Origin of the sequence: Pseudoxanthomonas sp. PXM04 (assembly GCF_014851695.1) — a bacterium.
Classification (GTDB): Bacteria; Pseudomonadota; Gammaproteobacteria; order Xanthomonadales; family Xanthomonadaceae; genus Pseudoxanthomonas_A; species Pseudoxanthomonas_A beigongshangi.
Window position 1 is genome coordinate 208,570 of the sequence record NZ_JACVAG010000002.1, and the last position, 21,689, is coordinate 230,258.

Annotated in this window: 18 protein-coding genes, 1 other RNA gene and 1 pseudogene; 2 read left to right on the top strand and 18 right to left on the bottom strand. The window is 68.3% G+C overall.

Features of this window, described 5'->3' with window-relative positions; genetic code table 11:
* The first annotated feature begins 1 nt into the window (after position 1).
* The gene (locus IB228_RS06905) at positions 2 to 475 is read left to right on the top strand and encodes a DUF721 domain-containing protein (RefSeq protein ID WP_183639020.1); all 474 of its coding nucleotides are present in this window, start codon (positions 2 to 4) and stop codon (positions 473 to 475) included.
* Positions 476 to 657: 182 nt separating this feature from the next.
* Here the strand turns inward: IB228_RS06905 and lpxC are convergent, their stop codons facing one another.
* The 15 genes and pseudogenes from lpxC to mraZ form a co-directional block, all read right to left on the bottom strand.
* The gene (lpxC, locus tag IB228_RS06910; RefSeq protein ID WP_183639022.1) at positions 658 to 1,575 is read right to left on the bottom strand and encodes a UDP-3-O-acyl-N-acetylglucosamine deacetylase; all 918 of its coding nucleotides are present in this window, start codon (positions 1,573 to 1,575) and stop codon (positions 658 to 660) included.
* A 234-nt stretch (positions 1,576 to 1,809) separates the two neighbouring features.
* On the bottom strand, positions 1,810 to 3,039 hold the full coding sequence (ftsZ, locus tag IB228_RS06915) for a cell division protein FtsZ (protein WP_141455692.1): 1,230 nt from the start codon (positions 3,037 to 3,039) through the stop codon (positions 1,810 to 1,812).
* 365 nt (positions 3,040 to 3,404) lie between these two features.
* Positions 3,405 to 4,640, bottom strand: coding sequence for a cell division protein FtsA (gene ftsA, locus IB228_RS06920; RefSeq protein WP_141455691.1), 1,236 nt, complete (start codon positions 4,638 to 4,640; stop codon positions 3,405 to 3,407).
* Positions 4,637 to 5,467, bottom strand: a complete 831-nt coding sequence (locus IB228_RS06925) for a cell division protein FtsQ/DivIB (protein WP_183639023.1) — start codon at positions 5,465 to 5,467, stop codon at positions 4,637 to 4,639. The genes ftsA and IB228_RS06925 overlap by 4 nt, the downstream gene beginning before the upstream one ends.
* Entirely contained in the window at positions 5,467 to 6,432 is a 966-nt protein-coding gene (locus tag IB228_RS06930) for a D-alanine--D-alanine ligase (protein ID WP_183639025.1), read from the bottom strand. Before IB228_RS06930 ends, IB228_RS06925 begins: the two co-directional genes overlap by 1 nt.
* On the bottom strand, positions 6,429 to 7,898 hold the full coding sequence (murC, locus tag IB228_RS06935) for a UDP-N-acetylmuramate--L-alanine ligase (protein WP_183639027.1): 1,470 nt from the start codon (positions 7,896 to 7,898) through the stop codon (positions 6,429 to 6,431). Before murC ends, IB228_RS06930 begins: the two co-directional genes overlap by 4 nt.
* A gap of 111 nt (positions 7,899 to 8,009) precedes the next feature.
* Entirely contained in the window at positions 8,010 to 9,095 is a 1,086-nt protein-coding gene (murG, locus tag IB228_RS06940) for an undecaprenyldiphospho-muramoylpentapeptide beta-N-acetylglucosaminyltransferase (protein ID WP_203323083.1), read from the bottom strand.
* On the bottom strand, positions 9,092 to 10,402 hold the full coding sequence (gene ftsW / locus IB228_RS19770) for a putative lipid II flippase FtsW (protein WP_203323082.1): 1,311 nt from the start codon (positions 10,400 to 10,402) through the stop codon (positions 9,092 to 9,094). The genes murG and ftsW overlap by 4 nt, the downstream gene beginning before the upstream one ends.
* A complete protein-coding gene (gene mraY / locus IB228_RS06945) occupies positions 10,402 to 11,487 on the bottom strand; it encodes a phospho-N-acetylmuramoyl-pentapeptide-transferase (RefSeq protein ID WP_141455685.1) in 1,086 nt (361 codons plus the stop codon). Before mraY ends, ftsW begins: the two co-directional genes overlap by 1 nt.
* Positions 11,477 to 12,844 (bottom strand): UDP-N-acetylmuramoyl-tripeptide--D-alanyl-D-alanine ligase, encoded by a 1,368-nt coding sequence (gene murF / locus IB228_RS06950; protein ID WP_192197964.1) that lies wholly within the window; start codon positions 12,842 to 12,844, stop codon positions 11,477 to 11,479. The genes mraY and murF overlap by 11 nt, the downstream gene beginning before the upstream one ends.
* Positions 12,841 to 14,325, bottom strand: coding sequence for a UDP-N-acetylmuramoyl-L-alanyl-D-glutamate--2,6-diaminopimelate ligase (locus IB228_RS06955; RefSeq protein ID WP_192197965.1), 1,485 nt, complete (start codon positions 14,323 to 14,325; stop codon positions 12,841 to 12,843). Before IB228_RS06955 ends, murF begins: the two co-directional genes overlap by 4 nt.
* Positions 14,326 to 14,468: 143 nt before the next feature.
* Positions 14,469 to 16,160: pseudogene (locus IB228_RS06960) on the bottom strand (penicillin-binding protein 2); the annotation flags it as partial.
* A gap of 20 nt (positions 16,161 to 16,180) precedes the next feature.
* Positions 16,181 to 16,444, bottom strand: coding sequence for a cell division protein FtsL (gene ftsL / locus IB228_RS06965; protein ID WP_141455682.1), 264 nt, complete (start codon positions 16,442 to 16,444; stop codon positions 16,181 to 16,183).
* A complete protein-coding gene (gene rsmH, locus IB228_RS06970; protein ID WP_343227056.1) occupies positions 16,441 to 17,412 on the bottom strand; it encodes a 16S rRNA (cytosine(1402)-N(4))-methyltransferase RsmH in 972 nt (323 codons plus the stop codon). Before rsmH ends, ftsL begins: the two co-directional genes overlap by 4 nt.
* Positions 17,409 to 17,855 carry a division/cell wall cluster transcriptional repressor MraZ gene (gene mraZ, locus IB228_RS06975; protein ID WP_141455681.1) on the bottom strand — a complete coding sequence of 149 codons (447 nt, stop codon included), beginning with the start codon at positions 17,853 to 17,855 and terminating at the stop codon, positions 17,409 to 17,411. Before mraZ ends, rsmH begins: the two co-directional genes overlap by 4 nt.
* Positions 17,856 to 18,172: 317 nt before the next feature.
* Here mraZ and IB228_RS06980 point away from each other — a divergent pair, with 317 nt between their 5' ends.
* A complete protein-coding gene (locus IB228_RS06980) occupies positions 18,173 to 18,943 on the top strand; it encodes an NRDE family protein (protein ID WP_192197966.1) in 771 nt (256 codons plus the stop codon).
* Positions 18,944 to 19,475: 532 nt separating this feature from the next.
* Here the strand turns inward: IB228_RS06980 and rnpB are convergent.
* The 3 genes from rnpB to rsmI form a co-directional block, all read right to left on the bottom strand.
* Positions 19,476 to 19,826: RNase P RNA component class A (rnpB, locus tag IB228_RS06985), an RNA gene on the bottom strand.
* 15 nt (positions 19,827 to 19,841) lie between these two features.
* Positions 19,842 to 20,714 carry an alpha/beta hydrolase gene (locus IB228_RS06990; protein WP_192197967.1) on the bottom strand — a complete coding sequence of 291 codons (873 nt, stop codon included), beginning with the start codon at positions 20,712 to 20,714 and terminating at the stop codon, positions 19,842 to 19,844.
* A gap of 77 nt (positions 20,715 to 20,791) precedes the next feature.
* A complete protein-coding gene (gene rsmI, locus IB228_RS06995) occupies positions 20,792 to 21,616 on the bottom strand; it encodes a 16S rRNA (cytidine(1402)-2'-O)-methyltransferase (RefSeq protein WP_192197968.1) in 825 nt (274 codons plus the stop codon).
* Positions 21,617 to 21,689 lie beyond the last annotated feature (73 nt).

Sequence of the window (21,689 nt, forward strand, 5' to 3'; positions counted from 1 at the left end):
GATGTCTGATTCGAAGTCCAAGCCGCGTGGCGCAAGCACTCCGCAACCGGCCCTCCAGGCCGCGCTGACGGATGCTGCCGCCGACCCGGTGCGTCGTGCCCTCTGGCTCGACGCCCTTGAACAGCAACTTCGCCCCTGTCTCCCGCCCGCCCTGGCTCCCCATTGCCGTTTGGCGAATGTGGCCGGCGAACGGCTCGTTTTTATCGTCGACTCCCCCGTGTGGCGCGCCAAACTCCGGCTCGCCTCCGTCGAACTGCTTGATGCCGCCCGATCCGTCGGACTGACGGTGACCGAGGTGACCGTCAAAACAACAACCGCCCCGCTCCACCCGAATCTTCGGGCAGAAACAACGGCACCACCTGTTCCGGAAGCCTCACGCAAGGCGCTGGCGGCTGTCCTGGCATCCTTGGAATCTCCGGACTCCGCCGGAGGAGGTACTGCTCCTGACAACCGGCGCGGCGGGCGGAAGCGCTAGCCCGCGACGCGAAGGCAAGGCATGGTACCGGGCATGGCGACCCGGGTCGTTAGTTGAAAGTTAATAATTAGTTAAATTCAGGCCCGAAATTTGACCTGAATCACACAAATGACAATGCGGCGACGCCGCATCCTTTCGAATACGGTTTCACCGGAAAGCGATCGGAGGGAGTTGGGTGGGACTCAGGCCGCCGCGGTGGCGGGGGTGCCGTACAGCACCGGCGAAGGATGGCGGGCATCCTCGAAAGTGACCTCTTCCCACGCCTCCGGCTGGGCCAGCAGGGCCCGCACCAGCTTGTTGTTCAGGGCGTGCCCGGACTTGTAGCCCTCGTAGGCGCCCAGGATCGGGCGGCCGGCGAGATAGAGATCGCCGATGGCGTCGAGGATCTTGTGGCGGACGAATTCGTCGGCGTAGCGCAGGCCGTCGTCGTTGAGGACCCGGAACTCGTCCAGCACGATGGCGTTGTCCATCGAACCGCCCAGGCCCAGGTTGCGCTCGCGCATGTACTCCAGGTCGCGCATGAAGCCGAAGGTGCGCGCGCGCGCGACTTCCTTGATGTAGGCGCCGGTGGAGAACTCGACTTCGGCGCGCGACTGCGAGGCCGGAATCATCGGGTGATCGAACTTGACCGTGAAGCCCACCCGGAAGCCCTCGTAGGGATCGAAGCGCGCCACCTTGTCGCCCTCGGTGACTTCCACCGGCGACTTGATGCGGATGAAGCGCTTGGGCGCATTCTGCTCGGCGATGCCGGCGGACTGCAGCAGGAACACGAAGGGGCCGGCGGAACCGTCCATGATCGGCAGTTCGGCCGAGGACAGCTCGACGTAGACGTTGTCCACGCCCAGACCCGCCAGCGCGGACATCAGGTGTTCGACCGTCTGCACCTTGGCGCCGTCGCAGCTCAGGCCCGTGCACAGCGTAGTCTCGGTGACCAGTTCGGCGCTGGCCGGCATTTCCACCACCGGCTCCAGATCCACGCGCCGGAACACGACGCCGGTGTTCACCGGGGCCGGACGCAGCGTCATGTAGACCTTTTCGCCGCTGTGCAGGCCCACGCCGGTGGCGCGGATCACGTTCTTGAGGGTGCGTTGCTGGGCCATCGGAGGGGGACCGAGGTGAAGGTGCTGACCAAGAGCGGCGAGAATAGCACGCAATTAGCTGAATCTTAACGGAAGAATTGCTTTGTCCCACGGCTGAAACAATGCCGCGCGAACCTGTCCGATTTCCCGACGGGGACGGAAAGGGCTGCCGGGCCGGGCAGGCCCGGCAGCGAAGAGACATGACGGTACCGCGCCTCCCCCGGACCGGCGGGAGGGTGTTTCAGGAGGCGGAGGTCAGTCCGCCTGCCGGCGCAGGAACGCCGGGATGTCCAGGTAGTCCGCGGGCAGGTCGGCCGCCGCCGGAGCGGACGACGCGGCCGGCGCGCTCGCCGGAGCCGCCGAACCACGGCGCAGGCCCAGGCCGCCGACGGCGTCGGCCACCGGATCGACATTGGCCATCGCGTCGAACGCCGGCAGACCGGTGGTCGCGTCGCGGACCAGCTTGATCGGCGCGCGCACCGGCTCGCGGTCCAGGCCACGGCCGACCGGCTGGCGGGCGACGGCGCGGTTCAGGCCGGTGGCGACCACCGTCACCCGGACCTCGTCCTGCATGTCCGGATCCAGCACGGTACCGACCACCACGGTCGCGTCCTCGGAGGCGAAGCCTTCGATGGTGCGGCCGACTTCGTCGAACTCGGCCATGGTGAAGTCCGGACCGGCGGTGATGTTGACCAGGATGCCGTTGGCGCCGGACAGGTTGACGTCGTCCAGCAGCGGGTTCTGGATGGCGCTCTCGGCGGCGGCCTGCGCGCGGTCATCGCCGCGGGCGTGGCCGGTGCCCATCATCGCCAGGCCCATTTCGCTCATCACGGTGCGCACGTCGGCGAAGTCGACGTTGATCAGGCCCGGACGCACGATCAAGTCGGCGATGCCCTGCACGGCGCCGAGCAGCACGTCGTTGGCGGCGCGGAACGCCTGGATCATGGTCGCGTTGCGGCCCAGCACGGTGATCAGCTTTTCGTTCGGGATGGTGATCAGCGAGTCGCAGTGGTGGCTCAGTTCCTCGATGCCCTTCAGCGCCACCTGCATGCGGCGACGGCCTTCGAACGGGAACGGCTTGGTGACCACGGCCACGGTCAGGATGCCCATCTCCTTGGCCAGCTGCGCCACCACCGGCGCGGCGCCGGTGCCGGTGCCGCCGCCCATGCCGGCGGTGATGAACACCATGTCGGCGCCGTCCAGCGCCTCGATGATGCGCTCGCGATCTTCCAGCGCGGCCTGGCGGCCGACTTCCGGATTCGCGCCCGCGCCCAGGCCCTTGGTGACGTTGCCGCCGAGTTGCAGCTGCAGCTTGGCGCCGCAGTTCTTGATCGCCTGCGAATCGGTGTTGGCGGTGATGAATTCCACGCCGTCCACGCTGCCGTTGACCATGTGCGCCACCGCGTTGCCGCCGCCGCCGCCCACGCCAATGACCTTGATCACCGCATTCGGAGCCATCTTTTCAACCAGTTCAAAATGTGCCATGTCCGTTGTCCTCTTTGAGCTGGGATTGGGGATTCGGGATTGGGGATTCGGAAAGCATTGCCTTCCAGTTCCTTCAGCCCTCGTCCTCTACCAGCGAGTTGTTGTGTTTTAGTGGTTGTTGCGTACCGCGCTACCGCAATTCGTCTCTACCTGCCGCTTGTTGCCGGGATTTCGGGATTGGGGATTCGGAAAAGCGTGCCTTCCGTTTCCCTTCGCCCTGCCCAGACCCGCGAACACTTGCGCCCTTGCGCTTGTTCGTATCGCTACTGCAAACCGTCCGCACCTGCCGCTTTCTTTCCACCTTTCCGCTCTTTGCTCTTAGTCGCTTTTGCGAATCCCCAATCCCGATTCCCGAATCCCGGTCTTCAGAACTCACCGCGATACCAGTTCTGGATCTTCTTGAACCAGCTGCCGGCCTTGCCCGTGGGCAGTGACGGCCGCCGCGGGTGTTCGATCTGGCTGCCCATCAGCAGCAGGCCGACGCCGGTGGCGTGGACCGGGTTGCCGACGACTTCGCCCAGGCCGGTGACGTGCTGGGGGATGCCCACGCGCACCGGCATCTGCAGCATTTCCTCGGCCAGTTCGACCACGCCTTCCATCTTTGAAGCGCCGCCGGTCAGGACCATGCCCGCGCGCACGCGCTCCTCGAAGCCGGAGCGGCGCAGTTCGGCCTGGACCATCTCGAAGATTTCCTCGTAGCGCTGCTGCACCGCCTGCGCCAGCGAATGGCGCGGCAGGCGGCGCGGCGGACGGTCGCCCACGCTCGGCACCTGGATGCTTTCCTCGGCGGTGGCCAGTTGGGCCAGCGCGCAGGCATAGCGCACCTTGATCTGCTCGGCTTCCGGGGTCGGCGTGCGCAGCATGTGCGCGATGTCGTTGGTGACCTGGTCGCCGGCGATCGGCAGCGAGGCCGTGTGGCAGATCGCACCCTGCATGAACACCGCCAGGTCGGTGGTGCCCGCACCCAGGTCGACCAGCACCACGCCGAGCTCGCGCTCGTCGCTGGTCAGCACGGCGACGCTGGACGCCAATGACGAAAAGATCAGGTCGTCGATTTGCAGGCCGCAGCGCTGCACGCACTTGCTGATGTTGGCGGCGGCCGACTGCGCGCAGAACACCAGGTGCGCGTCCACTTCCAGGCGCACGCCGGTCATGCCCACAGGATTGCGGATGCCTTCCTGCGAGTTGTCCAGCTTGTACTCGCGCGGGATGGCGTGGAGGATTTTCTGGTCGGCCGGGATGGCGACGGCCTTGGCCGCTTCCAGCACGCGGTCCAGATCACCCCAGGTCACCTCGCCGTCGCGGATCGGCACGATGCCGGGCGAGTTGCGGCACTGCACGTGGTTGCCGGAGATCGAGGCGTAGACCGAGCGGATCTCGCAGCCGGCCATCAGCTCGGCTTCCTCGACCGCGCGCTGGATCGACTGCACGGTCGATTCGATGTCGACCACCACGCCCCGCTTCAGCCCGCGCGATTCGTGCGAGCCGATGCCGATCACCTCGATCGGATTGCCGGGGGCGTACTCGCCCACCAGTGCGGTGACCTTGGAGGTGCCGATGTCGAGACCGACGATCAGCGATTTGTCGCCCTTGCGATTCATGTTGGAAAACCGAGATTTGATATTGGGGATTGGGGATTGGAGAAAGCGAAAAGCGACCCGGCGCGTCGGCGCACCGCCAAGGGCGGATTGGCTACGCGTGATCCCGAATCACCAATCTCCAATCCCGGCTTCACGGCGCCCCAGCTGAGCGCGAAACCATTCGTGTAACGCAGGTCGGCGCGCAGCAGCGGTTGGCCCTGGCGGGCGAGGATCTGCGGGAGCATGCGCACGAAGCGGCTCAGGCGCGGACGGGCGTCGGCGCGTCCAATCACCACTTCGGTGCCGTTGCCCAGGGTGAGGGTCCAGCTGCCACGCCGATCCATGGTCAGCGTTTCCACGTTCAAGCCGAGCGGCGCGAACAACTGGCGGGCTTCGTTGTACAGCGACACTACTTCCCTGACCTGCGAATCCGGCCCGCCAAGCTGCGGCAGTTTCAGGTCCTGCAGGGCCTTCGGCGTCGGGAACAGGCGACCGTGCTCGGACAGCAGGCGATCCTTGCCCCAGCGCGCGAACGGCCGGTGCTCGACGATGCTGATCTCCATCACGTCGGGCCAGCGCTTGCGCACTTCCGCGCGCTCGACCCAGGGCAGCTGTTCCACCGCGTCCTGCGCTTCCTGCAACCGCACCGCGAAGAACCCGCGCTGGGCGTACGGCAGCACCACCGCGCGCAGTTGCGCCGGATCCACGCGCTCGAACTCGCCGTGCACGCGCAGCCGGGTCAGCGGCCAGCGATCGGCGCCGATCCAGCCGTTGACCACCGCCACCACCGGCAGCGCGACGAGCGCGACGGCCAGCAGCCAGGCGAGGATGCGCAGCACGGCGTTCATCAGCCGACCACCTCCGGCAGCGTCTGTTCCAGGATGCGCCAGCACAGTTCCTGGAAATCAAGGCCAGCCTGCCCCGCCGCCTTGGGCACCAGCGAATGACTGGTCATGCCCGGCGCGGTGTTCACTTCCAGCAGGTAGAAACGGCCGCTGGCGCGATCGCGCATCACGTCGACGCGGCCCCAGCCGCGGCAACCGGCCGCCTGGAACGCCGCCAGCGCGATGCGGCGTATTTCGCTCTCGTCGTCGCCCTCCAGGCCGGGGCACAGGTATTGGGTGTCCTCGGCCACGTACTTGGCGTGGTAGTCGTACCACTGCCCCTTGGGCACGATCCGGATCGACGGCAGCGCGACCCCGCCAAGGATGCCCACGGTCAGTTCGTCACCTTCGATCAGCTGCTCCATCAGCAGTTCGCCGTCGTAGCGGATGGCCAGCTCCACGGCGGCATCCAGATCGCTGTCCTGGAACACCCGGGTCACACCCACGCTGGAACCCTCGTTGGCCGGCTTGACGATCACCGGCAGGCCCAGCTCGCGGGCTGCGGCGTGCACGTCGTCGCCCTTCAGCAGGCGCACGTAGCGCGGCGTCGGCAGGCCCAGCGACAGCCAGACCTGCTTGGTGCGCACCTTGTCCATGCTCAGGGCCGAGCCGAGCACCGGCGAACCGGTGTACGGCATGCCGAAGGCTTCCATCAGGCCCTGCACCACGCCGTCCTCGCCGCCACCCTTGTGGCCGTGCAGGATGTTGAAGACGCGATCGAAGCGGCGCTGCACCAGCGCCTCGGCCAGGGCGGGAATGCCATCCACGGCGGTGGCGTCGATGCCGCGCGCACGCAGCGCGTCCAGCACGTTGCGGCCGGAGTCGCGCGAAACCTCGGCTTCGCTGGAAGTACCACCCAGCAGCACGGCGACGCGGCCGAAACGGGCCGGGTCGGTGACGCGCGGTGGCGGGAACGAAAACTTGCTCATGAGTGTTGTTGCGCCTTCGCGCCGTTGGGGTCCACGAAACCGTGCGCCGCGATCTGCTGGGAGATGTGGCCGATGTCGCCGGCACCCATCAGCAGCAGCAGATCGCCGTCACGCAGCACGTCCGGCAGCACGTCAATCAGATCGGCGACCTGGCTGACCACCACCGGCTCGTTGCGGCCGCGCGCGCGGATGGCGCGCGCCAGCGACTTGGCGTCGGCACCGGCAATCGGCGCCTCGCCGGCCGGATACACCTCGCTCAGCACCAGCGCGTCGGCTTCCGACAGCACCGCGGCGAATGCATCGAACTGGTCCCGGGTACGGCTATAGCGGTGCGGCTGGAACGCGACCACCAGGCGCTTGTCCGGCCAGCCGCCGCGTGCCGCGGCGAACACCGCGGCCAGTTCCTTCGGGTGATGGCCGTAGTCGTCCACCAGGCGCACGCGCGCGCCGGCGGCGGTGGCGACTTCGCCCAGATCGTTGAAGCGGCGCCCGATGCCGGCGAACTTCTCCAGCGCGGCGGCGATGTTCTCCGGCGACACGCCGAGCTGCCAGCCAACGGCGGCGGCGGCCAGCGCGTTCTGCACGTTGTGGCGACCCGGCAGTGCCAGCGTCACCGGGATGCTGACGTCCTCGGGCAGGCGCAGGGTGAAACGCATGCGCCCGGCTTCCTGCTCCACGTCCTCGGCGCGCACGTCGGCGTTGTCGGCGAAGCCGTAGGTCATCACGTGGCGCGGCGTCTCCGCGGCCAGCGCGGCCACTTCGGCGTCGTCGATGCACAGCACCGCCAGGCCGTAGAACGGCAGGCGCTGGAGGAATTCCGCGAACGCGGCCTTGACCCGTTCGAAATCGTTGCCGTAGTTCTCCAGGTGATCGGCGTCGATGTTGGTGACGATCGAGATGAGCGGGTTCAGGCGCAGGAAGCTGCCATCGCTCTCGTCGGCCTCGGCCACCAACCACTGGCCATCGCCCAGCTTGGCGTTGGCGCCGGCGGCCAGCAATTGGCCGCCGATGACGAAGGTCGGATCCAGCCCGCCTTCACTCAGCACCGCCGCGGTCAGGCTGGTGGTGGTGGTCTTGCCGTGGGTGCCGGCCACCGCGATGCCACGGCGAAAACGCATCAGTTCCGCCAACATCGCCGCGCGCGGCACGATCGGGATGCGCTGCGAACGCGCTTCCATCAGTTCCGGATTGTCGTGCTTGATCGCGCTGGACACGACCACGCAGTCGGTGCCGAGCACGTTGGAGGCGTTGTGGCCGCGCATCACCCGCGCGCCCAGCGAGGCCAGCCGGCGGGTCGCCGCATTGTCGGCGTTGTCCGAACCGGAGACTTCATAGCCCAGCGTGCACAGCACCTCGGCGATGCCGCTCATGCCGGAACCGCCGATGCCCACGAAGTGGACGCGACGGAATTCGCGCGCCAGGTTGCCGGTGTGCTGCAGGCGGCGTTCGCGTGCGGCGGCCATCATGCGGCGCCTCCCGGGCCGGGATTGGCGATTCGGGATTGGGGATTCGTGCACGCTTGCTCGCGCCGCCGGCCTGTGCCGGTGGCGTTGCTGTTGCGAATCTCCATTGCCCAATCACGAATCACGGCTTTCCTCCAGAATGATGTCGGCGATGCGGTCGGCCGCATCGGTCTTGGCCAGGCCGCGCGCGGCCTCGGCCATGGCTTTTCGTTTGTCCGGGTGCTGGGCGAGATCGCTCAGCACGCCATGCAGGCGCTCGGCCAGGTAGGCGTCCTGCTTCAGCAGGATCGCGGCGTCGCGCTCGACCAGGAATTCGGCGTTGCGGGTCTGGTGGTCGTCCACCGCCTGCGGGAACGGCACCAGCACGCTGCCCACGCCCACCGCGCAGACCTCGGCCAGGGTGGATGCGCCGGCGCGACACACCACCAGGTCGGCCCAGCCGTACGCGGCGGCCATGTCGGTGATGAAAGCCTCCACGCTGGCCGGCACGCCGGCATCGGCATAGGCCTTGACCGCTTCCTCGCGCAGCTTCTCGCCGCACTGGTGGCGAATCTCGACCGGCATTTCCGCGCCCAGCATGGCCACCGCGCGCGGCACCGACTGGTTGAGCGCACGCGCGCCCTGGCTGCCGCCGAGCACCAGCACGCGCAGCGGGCCTTCGCGCCCGCCCATGCGCTGCGCGGGCGGCGCGATCGCGGCGATCTCTTCGCGCACCGGATTGCCGACGTATTCCTCGCCGTGGGCGAAGCTGCCCGGGAAACCGGTCAGCACGCGGCGCGAGAAGCGCGCCAGCACGCGATTGGTGAAACCGGGCGCGCGATTCTGTTCGTGCACCAGCAGGGGCTTGCCGGATAGCCGCGCGGCCATGCCGCCGGGACCGGCGGCGAAACCGCCGAAGCTGACCACCGCGCGCGGACGGCGCGCGCGCAGCAGGCCCATTGCGCCGGCAATCGCACGACCCACGCGCAGCGGGGCGCCCAGCAGCGCCAGCTTGCCCTTGCCGCGCAGGGCGGAGATCGGAAGCGTATCCAGCGGAATGCCGTGCGGCGGCACCAGCCGGGTTTCCATCGCGCCGTCGGCGCCCAGCCAGGTCACCGGCACGCCGCGCGCGCGCAACACCTTCGCCACCGCCAGCGCGGGGAAGATATGCCCGCCGGTACCGCCGGCGAGGATCATCACGGGCTGGACCGACGCGGTCATGCGGTCCTCCCGAAAATGGGTTCGATGCGCTGGCGCAGGCGGCTGGTGCCGCGCACGGCCGCGGGCGCGGGCGTCGTCGCGGGCGCAGTCGCGGACGGCGCGGTCGCCGGAGTGTCGGACGCGGCCGGTGCCGGTTCCGCGCCGGCCTGCAATTCGCCGCGCAGCGCGACCTGCCGCTGGGCGCGATCCAGTTCGTAGGACACCCGCAGCAGCAGGCCCATCGCGGCGCAGGTCATCAGCACGCTGGAGCCGCCGGAGGAGATCAGCGGCAGGGTCAGTCCCTTGGTCGGCAGCAGGCCCAGGTTCACGCCCATCGAAACGAAGCTCTGCAGGCCGATCCACAGGGCGATGCCGAACGCGCAGTAGCCGGCGAAGTGGCGGCGCATTTCGACGCAGCGCAGGCCCACCCAGAACGCGCGGCCCACCAGCAGCGCGTAGAGGCCGATGACCAGGCAGATGCCGGCGAAACCGAGTTCCTCGCCGATGACGGAGAAGATGAAGTCGGTGTGCACTTCCGGCAGGTAGTTCAGCTTCAGCACCGAACCACCCAGGCCGATGCCGGACCATTCGCCTCGGCCGATCGCCATCAGCGCATTGGTCAGCTGGTAGCCGGAGCCGAACGGATCCGCCCACGGATCGGCGAACGAGGTCAGGCGGCGCATGCGGTAAGGCTCGGCGATGGCAATCACCGCCAGCACCGGCAGGCCGACCAGCACCGGGCCGAACATGCGCGGCATGTTGACGCCGCCCAGCACCAGCATGCCTGCGGTGATCGCCAGCAGCAGCGATGACGAACCGAAGTCCGGCTGCATCAGCAGCAGCGCGACCAGCACCACCACCACGCCCAGCGGCTTGAGCATCGCGATCCAGGTCGCGTTGACCTCGTCGCGGAACCGCACTAGATAGCTGGCCAGCCAGACGATGAAGAACACCTTGACCGCCTCGACCACCTGGAAGTTGGACACGCCCAGGTTGATCCAGCGGTGCGCACCCTTCACGCTCACGCCCAGTCCGGGCACGAACACCAGCAGCAGCAGGCCGACGCAGCCCAGCAGCAGCAGCTGGTTGTAGTGCTCGACGGTCTTCAGTTCGGTGCGCATCGCCCAGATCGCCAGGCCCAGGCCGCCGGCCAGGAACATCAGGTGGCGCACCAGGTAGTAGAACGGCGTGGCGGTCTGCGAGATCGAGCTCGACGCAACCATCACCACGCCCAGCGAGGCGAGCGCCAGCGCCGCGCCCAGCAGCCACGGGTCATAGCGGCCACCGATGGCCTCCAGTCGTGTCGCCTGGCGGGCGCGGTCGTTCATCAGCGCACCTTCAACGTGGCCAGTCCGACCAGGACCAGCACCACCGAGATGATCCAGAAGCGCACGATCACGCGCGGCTCCGGCCATCCCTTCAGTTCGAAGTGGTGGTGGATCGGCGCCATCCGGAACACGCGCTTGCCGGTCAGCTTGAACGAGGCGACCTGGATCATGACCGAGAGCGTTTCGATGACGAAGATGCCGCCCATGATCACCAGCACCAGTTCCTGGCGCACGATCACCGCGATGGTGCCGAGCACGGCGCCCAGCGCCAGCGCGCCGATGTCGCCCATGAACACCATCGCCGGGTAGGTGTTGAACCACAGGAAGCCCAGGCCCGCGCCGGCGATGGCGGCGCAGATGATCACCAGTTCACCGGCGCCCGGGACCTGCGGAATCTGCAGGTAGTTGGAGAACACCGCGTTGCCCGAGGCGTAGGCGAAGATGCCCAGCGCGCAGGCGACCAGCACGGTCGGCATGATCGCCAGCCCGTCCAGGCCGTCGGTCAGGTTGACCGCGTTGGAGAAGCCGACGATCCAGAAATAGGCGATGGCGACGAAGCCGATGCCGGCCAGCGGCAGCGCGATCGACTTGAAGAACGGCACGTAGAAGGTCGTGGCCGCCGGCACGTCGGCGTACAGGTACAGGTAAAGGCCCGCGGCCAGGCCGAAAATCGACTGCAGCAGGTACTTCCAGCGCGACTTCAGGCCGTTGGGATCGCGCTTGACGATCTTGATCCAGTCGTCGTACCAGCCGATGGCGCCAAACGCCAGCATCACCAGCACCACCGTCCACACGTACTTGTTGCGCAGGTCGCCCCACAGCAGCACCGCCGCCAGCACGGTCATCAGGATCAGGCCGCCACCCATGGTCGGCGTGCCTGCCTTGGAGAAATGCGTCTGCGGACCATCCTGGCGGATCGGCTGGCCGCCCTTGAACTGCGCCAGGCGGCGGATCACCGCCGGTCCCCACCACAGCGACAGGAACAGCGCCGTCAACGCGGCAAGGATGCCGCGGAAGGTCAGGTAGCCGAACAGCCCGAAGAAATTCTCCAGGCTCTGCAGCCAGCGTGCGAGCTCAAGCAACATGCGATTTCCCCTCCCCTTCGGCCAGCAGCGCCGTGACGATCTTGTCCATGGCGCTGCCGCGCGAACCCTTCACCAGGCAGCGCACACCGGCATGCAGATCGGCGCGCAGCGCTTCGGCCAGGGTCTTGTGTGTTTCAAAATGCAGGGCGCCCTCGCCGAACGCCTGCGCGGCGTGCTGGCTGAGCGGACCCAATGTGTAGAGACGGCGGATGCCGGCGGTGCGCGCGCGGCGGCCGGCATCGGCGTGCAGCGCCTCGGCGTCGGCGCCGAGTTCGCGCATGTCGCCCAGCACCAGCCAGGCTTCGCCATCGCCGGCGGCCAGCGCATCGATGGCGGCGGCCAGCGAACCCGGGTTGGCGTTGTAGCTGTCGTCGATCATCACCGCGCCGTTGCCCAGCGTGCGCGCGACCTGGCGGCCCGCGACCGGCTGCGCCGCGCCCAGGCCCTCGGCAATCGTCGCCAGCGACACGTCGCAGGCCAGCGCCAGCGAGGCGGCGGCCAGCGCATTGAGCACGTTGTGGCGTCCGGGCAGGTGCAGCTCGACCGCCACTTCGCCCTGCGGCGCGACCAGCGTGAAACCCGAACCGGTCGCACCGGCGCGGATATCGCGCGCCGTCACGTCGGCGCTGGCCTCCAGGCCGAAGCGCAGGATCCGGCGATCGGCGACCCGCTCGGCGAAGTATTCGGCGAACGCGTCATCGGCGTTGATCACCGCGGTGCCGGACGCCGGCAGGGCGTCGTAGATCGCGCCCTTGGTCTCGGCCACGCCCAGCAGTGATCCCATCCGCTCCAGGTGGGCGGCGGCGACGTTGTTCACCAGCGCCACGTCGGGCGCGACGATGTCGGTCAGGTAGGCGATGTCGCCCGGCTGGCCGGCGCCCATTTCGTAGACCGCGAAGTCGGCGTCGTCCGGTGCGTCGATGACCGCCAGCGGCAAGCCGATCTCGTTGTTGCGGTTGCCCGGGTTGAAATAGGTCACGCCGGCGCGCTGCAGGATCGCGACCACCAGCGTCTTGACCGAGGTCTTGCCGTTGCTGCCGGTGATGGCGACCACGCGCCCGGACTGATCCTGGTGGATGCCCGCGGCAATCCGGGCCAATGCGAGCTGGCTGTCGGGCACCACGATCTGCGGCAGATCGACATTGACGGTGTGCTCCACCAGCACCGCGGCGGCGCCACGCATGGCCGCGTCGTAGGCGAAGTCGTGTCCGTCGAAGCGCTCGCCGCGCAGGGCCACGTACAGGCTGCCCGGCTGCAGGGCGCGGGTGTCCTGGGTCATCGCGTCCACCACGGCATCGTCGCCGTGGAGTTCGCCACCGGCCCAGTGCGCGAGCAGCGAGAGCGGCAGCCGCTTCATGCGCGCGCCTCCAATGCCTGGCGGGCCACCGCGGTGTCGTCGAACGGATGCTTCACGCCATTGATTTCCTGGTACGGCTCATGGCCCTTGCCGGCGATCAGCACGATGTCGTTCTCGCCGGCCTCGCCGACCGCGCGCTCGATCGCCAGGCGGCGATCACGCAGCACGGTGACGGCGTCCGGCCGGGTGAACCCGGCCACGATGTCGGCGACGATGCGGTCGCCGTCCTCGCCCCGGGGGTTGTCGTCGGTGACGAACACGCGGTCCGCCAACCGTTCGGCGGCCGCGGCCATCTGCGGACGCTTGCCCGCATCGCGCTCGCCACCGCAGCCGAATACGCAGATCAGCCGGCCCCCGGCGTGGTCGCGCAGGCTGGACAGGGCCTGTTCCAGCGCGTCGGGCGTATGCGCATAGTCGATCACGATCAACGGCAGCCGGCGGCCCTGTTCGTCGACGCTGCCGCCGAGGCGGTTCATGCGCCCGTGGATCGGCTGCAGCCGCGACAGGGTGCGGGCGATTTCCTGCGGCGCCTCGCCCAGCGCGTACAGCACGCCGGCCACCGCCAGCAGGTTGTCCACGTTGAAACGGCCGAGCAGGCGCGACTGCACCGGATGGGATTCGCCGCCCGTGGCCAGATCGAACGCGATGCCGCTGGCGTCCAGACGCAATGCGTCCGCGCGCAGGGTGGCCGACTCCTGTCCGCGCGAGCTGACGCCCACGCCCTGCACCGCGCCGGGCAGATCCGGATACAGCACGCGGCCGTACTCGTCGTCGAGGTTGATCACCGCCGCCTTGAGCTCGGGCCAGGCGAACAGGCGCGCCTTGGCCGCGCCGTAGGTCGCCATGTCGCCGTGGTAATCGAGGTGATCGCGGGTGAGGTTGGTGAACACGCCGACATCGAAGTGCACGCCGTCCACGCGTCCCTGATCCAGCGCGTGCGAGCTGACTTCCATCGCCACCGCCTTGGCGCCGGCATCGCGCAGCTGTGCCAGCAGCGCATGCATCTGCAGCACCAGCGGAGTGGTGAAGCCGGTCGGCACGACTTCGCCGTACATGCCCGCGCCCAGCGTACCGATGCTGCCGCAGCGGGTGCCGCGGATATGCCAGGCCTGCGCCAGCAACTGCACCGTGGAGGTCTTGCCATTGGTGCCGGTGACGCCGACCAGCTTCATGTCGCGCGAGGGGAAGGCGTGGAAGCGATCGGCCATCGCGCCCATGCGCGCGCGCAGGCCGGGCACGGCGATGGCGTCGCGCGGTACGTCCATGCCGGGCGGTGCGGGGGGTTCGTACAGGATCGCGCTGGCGCCCTTCTGCCGGGCCTGCTCGACGAAGTTGAGTCCATGCGCGCCGAAACCGGCGATCGCCACGAAGGCGTCGCCCGGCTCGATCGTGCGGCTGTCCTGGACCAGTCCGCGCACCACGATGTCGCGCGGCACGTCCACGTCGGGCAGCAGTTCGGCCAGCGCCATCATGCGCCTCATCGCACGCCTCCCGTGCCCTGCACGGCCACCGGCGCGGGAGCGTCGAAGGTGGGCGAATCGGTCATGTCGGTGGCATCGTCCAGGCTGGCGGGCATCGCCGCGGGCGCCGCCGGCTTGTTGCCGCCCAGCTTCGCCTCGGCCTTGGCCTGCACGGCCAGCCAGGTCTCGATGTCGTCCGGCGGCACGTCCATCAGGCGCAGCGCGCCATCCATGACGTTGTGGAAGACCGGCGCGGCGACCAGGCCGCCGTAGTAACCGCCTTCCTGCGAGTCGCTGATCACCACCACCGCGGCGAAACGCGGATTGCTCGCCGGCACCAGGCCGGCGAACAGCGAGGCATAGCGGCCACGCGCGTAGCCGCCGCCCGAGGCCAGGCGCGCGGTGCCGGTCTTGCCGGCGACGCGATAGCCCAGCACGCCGGCGCGCTTGGCGCCGCCCTGGGTGACCACGGTTTCCATCATGCCCACGACCTCGCGGGCGATGGCCGGATCCAGCACCTGCGGCGCCTCGTGGTGTTCGCCCTTGACGAAGGTCGGGGTCACCAGCCGGCCGCCGTTGCCCAGCGCCGCGTAGGCGCGCGCGATCTGCAGCGGCGTCACCGACAGGCCGTAGCCATAGGACATGGTGGCTTTCTGCAGGCCGTTCCAGCGCGCCGGTGGCGCGAGGATGCCGACGCCTTCGCCGGGGAAACCGCTGCCGGGCGCGCTGCCGTAGCCGAAGCTGCGCACCACCGAATAGAAATAGTCGTTGGGCAGCTTCTCGGCCAGCTTCACCGAGCCGATGTTGGAACTCTTGGTGATGATGCCGGTGACCGTCAGTACGCCGTTGTTGCGGGGCACGTCGCGGATGGTGTAGCGGCCCAGCGACATGTAGCCCGGCGAGGTGTTGATCAGGGTGGACGGCGTCACCGCGCCCGCCTTCAGCGCGGCCGAGACGGTGATCGGCTTCATCGTCGAACCGGGTTCGACGATGTCGGTCACCGCGCGGTTGCGGCGCGTCTCGGCGCCGGCCTGGCCGACCGCGTTGGGGTTGTAGGTCGGCAGGCTCACCATCGCCACCACTTCACCGGTGGTCACGTCCATGATCACCATCGAGCCGCTGCTGGCCTGGTGTTCGATCAGCGCGTTGCGCAGTTCGCGGAACGCCAGGAACTGGATGCGGCGATCGATGCTGAGGGTCAGGTCCTTGCCCGGCTCCGCCGAACGCACCAGATCGACGTTCTCGACGATGCGGCCGCGGTTGTCGCGGATCACCTTCTTGGCGCCGGGCTTGCCGCGCAACCATTCGTCGAACGCCAGCTCCAGTCCTTCCTGGCCGCGATCGTCGATGTTGGTGAAGCCCAGCACGTGCGCCATCGCCTCACCCTGCGGGTAGAAACGACGGAACTCGCGCTGCGAGAACACGCCGGGAATCTTGTGCGCCAGGATGCGGTGCGCCTCGTCCGGATTGATCCGGCGCTTGAGGTAGACGAACTCCTTGTCGGCACGCTGCGACAGGCGGTTGGTCAGGTGCTCCAGCGGCACGCCCAGCGCCTGCGCCAGCTCCGGCAGGCGATCCGGCGTCTTCAGCAGTTCGCGCGGATTGGCCCACACCGATTCCACCGGCGAGGACACCGCCACCGGCTCGCCGTTGCGATCGGTGATCATGCCGCGCGAGGTCGGGATCGGAATCTCGCGCAGGAAGCGCGAGTCGCCCTGGCGCTGGTAGAAGTCGTTGTTGATCAGCTGCACGTAGGCAGCGCGTCCGATCAGGCTCACCGAGCACAGGCCCAGCGCACCGATGACCAGCGCCAGCCGTCCGCGCAGGTTGAAGCGGGCGCGGTTGCGGTTCTTCAGCGGCGGCGTGCTGCGCGAGTTCACGGGCGCACCACCACGACATCGTTGGTCTCGGGGAACTTCATGCCCAGCCGCACGCGCGCGATCTGGTCGATGCGGGTGCTCTCGGCCACCGTGGCCTGCTCCAGCTGGAGCCGGCCGAATTCGACGTTCAGTTCGTCGCGCGAGCGTTCCAGCCGCGAAAGTTCGACGAACAGCTGGCGATGGCGGTGGCGCGCGTAGATCACGCCGATGGCCGAAGCCACGTTCGCCACCAGCAGCACCGCGATCAGGAAGCGCATCATGCGGCGGCCTCCAGTTTCTCGGCCACGCGCAGCACCGCGCTGCGGGCGCGCGGATTGCCAGCGATTTCTTCGGACGTGCCCTTCTGGGCATCGCCGATCATGCGCAGGGTCGGCACGAATTCTTCCTGCACCGGCAACCGGCGGTTGGCCGGCGGCGCCTTGGCGTGCGCGGCAATGAACCGCTTGACGATGCGGTCTTCCAGCGAATGGAAGCTGATCACGGCCAGCCGTCCGCCGGTTTTCAGGCGCGCCAGCGCGGCGTCGAGGCCGGCTTCCAGGTCGGCCAGCTCGCGATTGATATGGATGCGGATGGCCTGGAAGCTGCGGGTGGCCGGATGGATGTCCTGCTTGCCGCGCGGCATCGCCGAGGCGATGACCTCGGCCAGGTCCGCGGTGCGGACGAACGGCTGCGACGCGCGGCGCGCTACGATCGCGCGGGCGATCCGGCGGCTCATGCGTTCCTCGCCGTAGGTCCACAGCACATCCGCGATCTCGCGTTCGTCGGCGCGAGCCAGCCACGCCGCGGCACTCTCGCCGGATTCGGGATCCATGCGCATGTCCAGCGGGCCATCCTTGCCGAAGCTGAAGCCGCGCTCGGCCACGTCCAGCTGCGGCGACGAGACCCCGAGATCCAGCAGCACGCCATCCAGGCCTGCGGCGGTGGCGTCCCACTCCGCCATGCCGGCGAAGCTGCCACGGCGGATCGCGACGCGCGCATCGTCCGCGAACGTATGTTCGGCGTGCGCGATCGCTTCGGGATCCTTGTCCATCAGCAGCAGCCGACCTCCCGGCCCCAGTCGTTCCAGCACCCCGCGCGCGTGTCCTCCACGCCCGAACGTGCCGTCCAGATACGTCCCGTCCCGTTTCACCTGCAGCCCTTCCATGACCTGCGTGTACAACACCGGCAAGTGCAGCGCTGAAAGGTGACCGGCCTGCGCGGACTGCCGCGTGCCGTCACCGGTCCTCACAAGCGCAACTCGAGCATGTGCGCGCTGAGATCCTCGTCGCCGATGGTCTGGCGGATCTGCGCGTGGTGTGCCTGCTCGCTCCACAATTCGAACTTGTCGCCCATGCCCAGCAGCACCGCTTTCTTCTCGATGCCGACCGCGCTGCGGTGGCTCGCCGGGATGCTGATGCGGCCATTGCCATCGAGTTCCACCACCGAAGCGGCGCCGATCAGCTTCAGCTGCAGGCTGCGGTGGGCGCGCTGGGTGCTCGGCAGCTTGCTGACCTCGTCCCTGACCCGCTGCCATTCGTGTTCGGGGTACAGGTACAGGCTGCCGGCCTCGAACGGGTTGTAGGTGATGACCAGCCGGTTGCCGCACTCGCGCGCGACGAGGTCGCGGTAAGCGGTGGGCACCGCTAGCCGTCCCTTGTCGTCAACCGTGATGGCGGTCTCACCCTGAAACACGAATCCTGCCCTTGCCCGTCCGCACGAAGGCGGTAATTGAACCACGAAAACCCACTAAAAACCCGGTTTTCCCTCGGATGCCCACATTAGCATCGCGCACAGGGTTGTCAACAGGCAGATCGACAAAAAATCGCTTGATGTATCAAGGGCTTGCAGCGAACTTCAGAGACTTGTTCAAGCCTTATCCACAAGTTGCTGTTTCGTCTCATATTTTGAGATTCGGGTCAGATTCACCGACGTGAGCACGACGTGATCTCAGTCTCGCCGTGGATTGCGACTGCTGACGGCGAGGCGCGCAAGGGGCCAGAATGCGGGGCATGTGCCTGCTCGCCATCGCCTGGAACATCCATCCCCGCTGGCGCCTGGTCATGGCCGGCAACCGCGACGAGGCGCACGAGCGTCCGACCGCCGCCCTGGCGCGCTGGTCCGACCGGCCGGAGGTGCTGGCCGGACGCGATCTGCGCTCCGGCGGCACCTGGGCGGGATTGGACCTCTCGGGGCGGATGACGGTGGTGACCAACGTCCGGGATCCCCGCATCGTCGTCCCGCAGGCCCCGTCGCGGGGCGCGCTGGCGGCAGATTTCCTCGGCAGCGGCCTGTCCGCGTCCGCATACGCGGGCGCGACCGGGTCGGCGGCAGACGCCTATGCCCCCTTCAATCTGCTGGTTGCCGATGCCAACGTCTGCGAATACGTCAGCAACTACCCGCATCCACGTCGAATGCTCCTGGCCGACGGCGTGCACGGACTATCCAATGGCGACCTCGACGAGCCCTGGCCCAAGACCCTGCGGCTGATGCAGGCGATGTCCGACTGGGTGTCACGCGAGACGGAGGACGTGGACCTGCTCTGGCGCGGCCTGGCCGACGAACACCTCGCCCCCGACCCGGAACTGCCCGACACCGGCGTCGGACTGGAACGCGAACGTCTGCTGTCGGCCGCCTTCATCCGCAACCCGATCTATGGCACCCGGGCCAGCACCCTCATCGCCATCGACCACCAGGGCCACGGCTGGATCAGCGAGCGCCGCTTCGGCCCCGACGGCCACCTGCTGGGCGAAACCACCCTCTCCAACCGGATGCCGCCGTAAGGGGGATGCCGCATCCGGCCGCCCAAGGAGCAGCGGAGCAAGCTCCGCTCTACGCGATGGCGCCAAACCCGCTCACGAACACGCAAGCCTGATCCATCCGAAAGACAAGCCCCCTGAGTCAGGGGGCGAGTTCGCGCCAGCAGCGCGAACGACGGGGGTATGGAAGTGCGCATCGGGGCCCGAAGTTCGCGCAGCGAACTTTGGGGTTTACTGGCACGACAAACGCGTCACGCGGCTCGACCTGTCCGAAAGCAAAAGCCCCCTGAGTCAGTGGGCGAGTTCGCGCCAGCGGCGCGAACGACGGGGGTATGGAAGTGCGCATCGGGGCCCGAAGTTCGCGCAGCGAACTTTGGGGTTTACTGGCACGACAAACGCGTCACGCGGCTCGACCTGTCCGAAAGCACAAGCCCCCTGAGTCAGGGGGCGAGTTCGCGCCAGCGGCGCGAACGACGGGGGTATGGAAGTGCGCATCGGGGCCCGAAGTTCGCGCAGCGAACTTTGGGGTTTACTGGGCACAAGCCCAGTAAACATGAGGCGGAGCCGGCCGATAAGCCGGGTTCTGTCTTGGACAGTCATTCCTCTAGGCGCAGCGTCACCGCTACGCTCAAGCAACCTACCCGGAGGCACCGCGGGCCGCGGCATAGCCTCCCTATTTGGTCTTGCTCCCGGTGGGGTTTGCCGTGCCGGTCCGTTGCCGGACTCGCGGTGCGCTCTTACCGCACCATTTCACCCTTGCCACGCACTCCGGAGAGCCGTTCGGCGGTATCTTTCTGTTGCACTTTCCGTCAGCTCGCGCCGCCCAGGCGTTACCTGGCACCGTGCCCTGTGGAGCCCGGACTTTCCTCGGCATGCTTGCGCATGACGCGACTGTCTGGCCGGCTCCGCCGCGCGCATTGTCTCATGGCGCGCGCGGTTTGGTGATGAACCCGTGCTGTTGCAGGAATGCGATCGCCTTGCGGTCGGCGTCGGCGTCGATCGCCATATCGATCGCCTTGTAGTCGGGCTCCTCCTGCTGCTGCAGGTTGCGGGTGAACAAGTGCCCCACAGCCGGGTAGATCACCAGCTCGCAGACGTTTCCCGCCTGCCGCATGCGATCGCAGAAGCGGGCCGCGCCCGCGGCCGGCGTTACGCTGTCCTCCGCCCCCTGCAGCAGGATCGCCGGTGGCAGCCCGGCGCGGACATGCCGATCCGGCGACAGCGCCGCCGCCTGCGCGGGGCCGCCGCTGAGCCGGGTGAACCAACCATCGTTTGCCACCGCCACGGCGGGTGACCACAGCACCAGCAGATCCGGGCGCGCGGACATCGATGCGCCTCCCGGCTCGTCGAACACGGCCGTCGATGCCGCCAGATGGCCGCCCGCTGAAATGCCGCCCGCCGCCACCCGTGCCGGATCCACCCCCAGCTCCGCGGCGTTGGCGCGGACCCAGCGGATGGCCGCGCGCGCATCCGCCACCGCGTCGAATGGCGTGACCGTCTTCTGATCCGAGAGCCGGTACTCCACCGAGATGGCGACCATGCCCTGCTCCGCCAGCAGGCGCGCGGTGGGATGGATCCAGGACGCCTCGCCCACGGACCAGCCCCCGCCATGGAACAGCACGATGACCGGGCGTGGCGCGGATCCGGTCTGCGGTTCGAACATATCCAGCCGCAGGCGCTGGCCCTGTTCCATGTCGACGAAGTGTTGCTTCGGGGGAGCCGGCTCGGCCGCGTGCGCCGTCCATGGGGCAAGGCAGAACACCAGCGTCGCGAACGCGGATCGGATCCTGATCATGGCGGCTTCCCCGGAAGTCGCACGCACGTTAGCAGTTTCCCGGCGACCGCAGGACGACGCTCCCCGCCGGAGTCTCCTCAGTCCTTCTGTCCGTACAGCGCCTTGCGCGGCGCGCCGGTGATTTCCGCCGCCAGCTTGGCGGCCGCCGACGGCGGCAGGTGCGCGTTGAGCAGCGCATAGACGCGGCGTCCCTCCGCGATCTGCGCATCGGCGTCCTCGCCGGCGCCCTGCACGATGACCACGAACTCGCCCTTGCGCTGGTTGTCGTCGGTGTCGACCTTCCGCTGCAGATCGGCCAGGTTGCCGTCCAGCACGGTCTCGAACAGTTTGGTCAGCTCGCGGGCCAATACCGCCGGGCGCTCGTCGCCGAACGCCGCGCGCATGTCCGCCAATGACTCGGCGATGCGATGGGAGGACTCGTAGAACACCAGCGTGCGGGTTTCGCCGGCCAGTTGCGCGAGATGATCCCGGCGCGCCGACGCCTTGGCGGGCAGGAATCCCTCGAACACGAAGCGATCGCTCGGCAATCCGGCCACGCTCAGCGCGGCGATCGCCGCGCAGGCGCCGGGCACTGGACTGACCGGGATTCCGGCCGCGCGCGCCGCGCGCACCACGCGATAGCCGGGATCACTGACCAGCGGCGTGCCGGCGTCGCTGACCAGCGCCAGCGATTCACCTGCCTGCAGGCGCGTCACGATGCGCTGGGCCAGTGCGTCCTCGTTGTGTTCGTGCAGGGCTATCAGCGGCCGCTCGATGCCGAAATGCGCCAGCAGCTGGCCGCTGCGGCGGGTGTCCTCGGCGCAGATGGCGGCGACCTGGCGGAGGGTCTCCAGCGCCCGGGGCGACAGATCGGCCAGGTTGCCGATGGGCGTGGCGACGATGAACAGGGTTCCGGCGGGCATTCAGTGGGGATCCTTCGGCAGGGGTAGAATCGTAGCCGGTTCCTCCGTCCTGTCGCCGCCGATGCCTATGGAA

What these genes read in the sequence shown, in the direction of transcription:
- IB228_RS06905 (WP_183639020.1), top strand. Translation starts at nt 2, where the DNA reads ATGTCTGATTCGAAGTCCAAGCCGCGTGGCGCAAGCACTCCGCAACCG.
- lpxC (WP_183639022.1), bottom strand. Translation starts at nt 1,575, where the DNA reads ATGGCCCAGCAACGCACCCTCAAGAACGTGATCCGCGCCACCGGCGTG.
- ftsZ (WP_141455692.1), bottom strand. Translation starts at nt 3,039, where the DNA reads ATGGCACATTTTGAACTGGTTGAAAAGATGGCTCCGAATGCGGTGATC.
- ftsA (WP_141455691.1), bottom strand. Translation starts at nt 4,640, where the DNA reads ATGAATCGCAAGGGCGACAAATCGCTGATCGTCGGTCTCGACATCGGC.
- IB228_RS06925 (WP_183639023.1), bottom strand. Translation starts at nt 5,467, where the DNA reads ATGAACGCCGTGCTGCGCATCCTCGCCTGGCTGCTGGCCGTCGCGCTC.
- IB228_RS06930 (WP_183639025.1), bottom strand. Translation starts at nt 6,432, where the DNA reads ATGAGCAAGTTTTCGTTCCCGCCACCGCGCGTCACCGACCCGGCCCGT.
- murC (WP_183639027.1), bottom strand. Translation starts at nt 7,898, where the DNA reads ATGATGGCCGCCGCACGCGAACGCCGCCTGCAGCACACCGGCAACCTG.
- murG (WP_203323083.1), bottom strand. Translation starts at nt 9,095, where the DNA reads ATGACCGCGTCGGTCCAGCCCGTGATGATCCTCGCCGGCGGTACCGGC.
- ftsW (WP_203323082.1), bottom strand. Translation starts at nt 10,402, where the DNA reads ATGAACGACCGCGCCCGCCAGGCGACACGACTGGAGGCCATCGGTGGC.
- mraY (WP_141455685.1), bottom strand. Translation starts at nt 11,487, where the DNA reads ATGTTGCTTGAGCTCGCACGCTGGCTGCAGAGCCTGGAGAATTTCTTC.
- murF (WP_192197964.1), bottom strand. Translation starts at nt 12,844, where the DNA reads ATGAAGCGGCTGCCGCTCTCGCTGCTCGCGCACTGGGCCGGTGGCGAA.
- IB228_RS06955 (WP_192197965.1), bottom strand. Translation starts at nt 14,325, where the DNA reads ATGAGGCGCATGATGGCGCTGGCCGAACTGCTGCCCGACGTGGACGTG.
- ftsL (WP_141455682.1), bottom strand. Translation starts at nt 16,444, where the DNA reads ATGATGCGCTTCCTGATCGCGGTGCTGCTGGTGGCGAACGTGGCTTCG.
- IB228_RS06980 (WP_192197966.1), top strand. Translation starts at nt 18,173, where the DNA reads ATGTGCCTGCTCGCCATCGCCTGGAACATCCATCCCCGCTGGCGCCTG.
- IB228_RS06990 (WP_192197967.1), bottom strand. Translation starts at nt 20,714, where the DNA reads ATGATCAGGATCCGATCCGCGTTCGCGACGCTGGTGTTCTGCCTTGCC.
- rsmI (WP_192197968.1), bottom strand. Translation starts at nt 21,616, where the DNA reads ATGCCCGCCGGAACCCTGTTCATCGTCGCCACGCCCATCGGCAACCTG.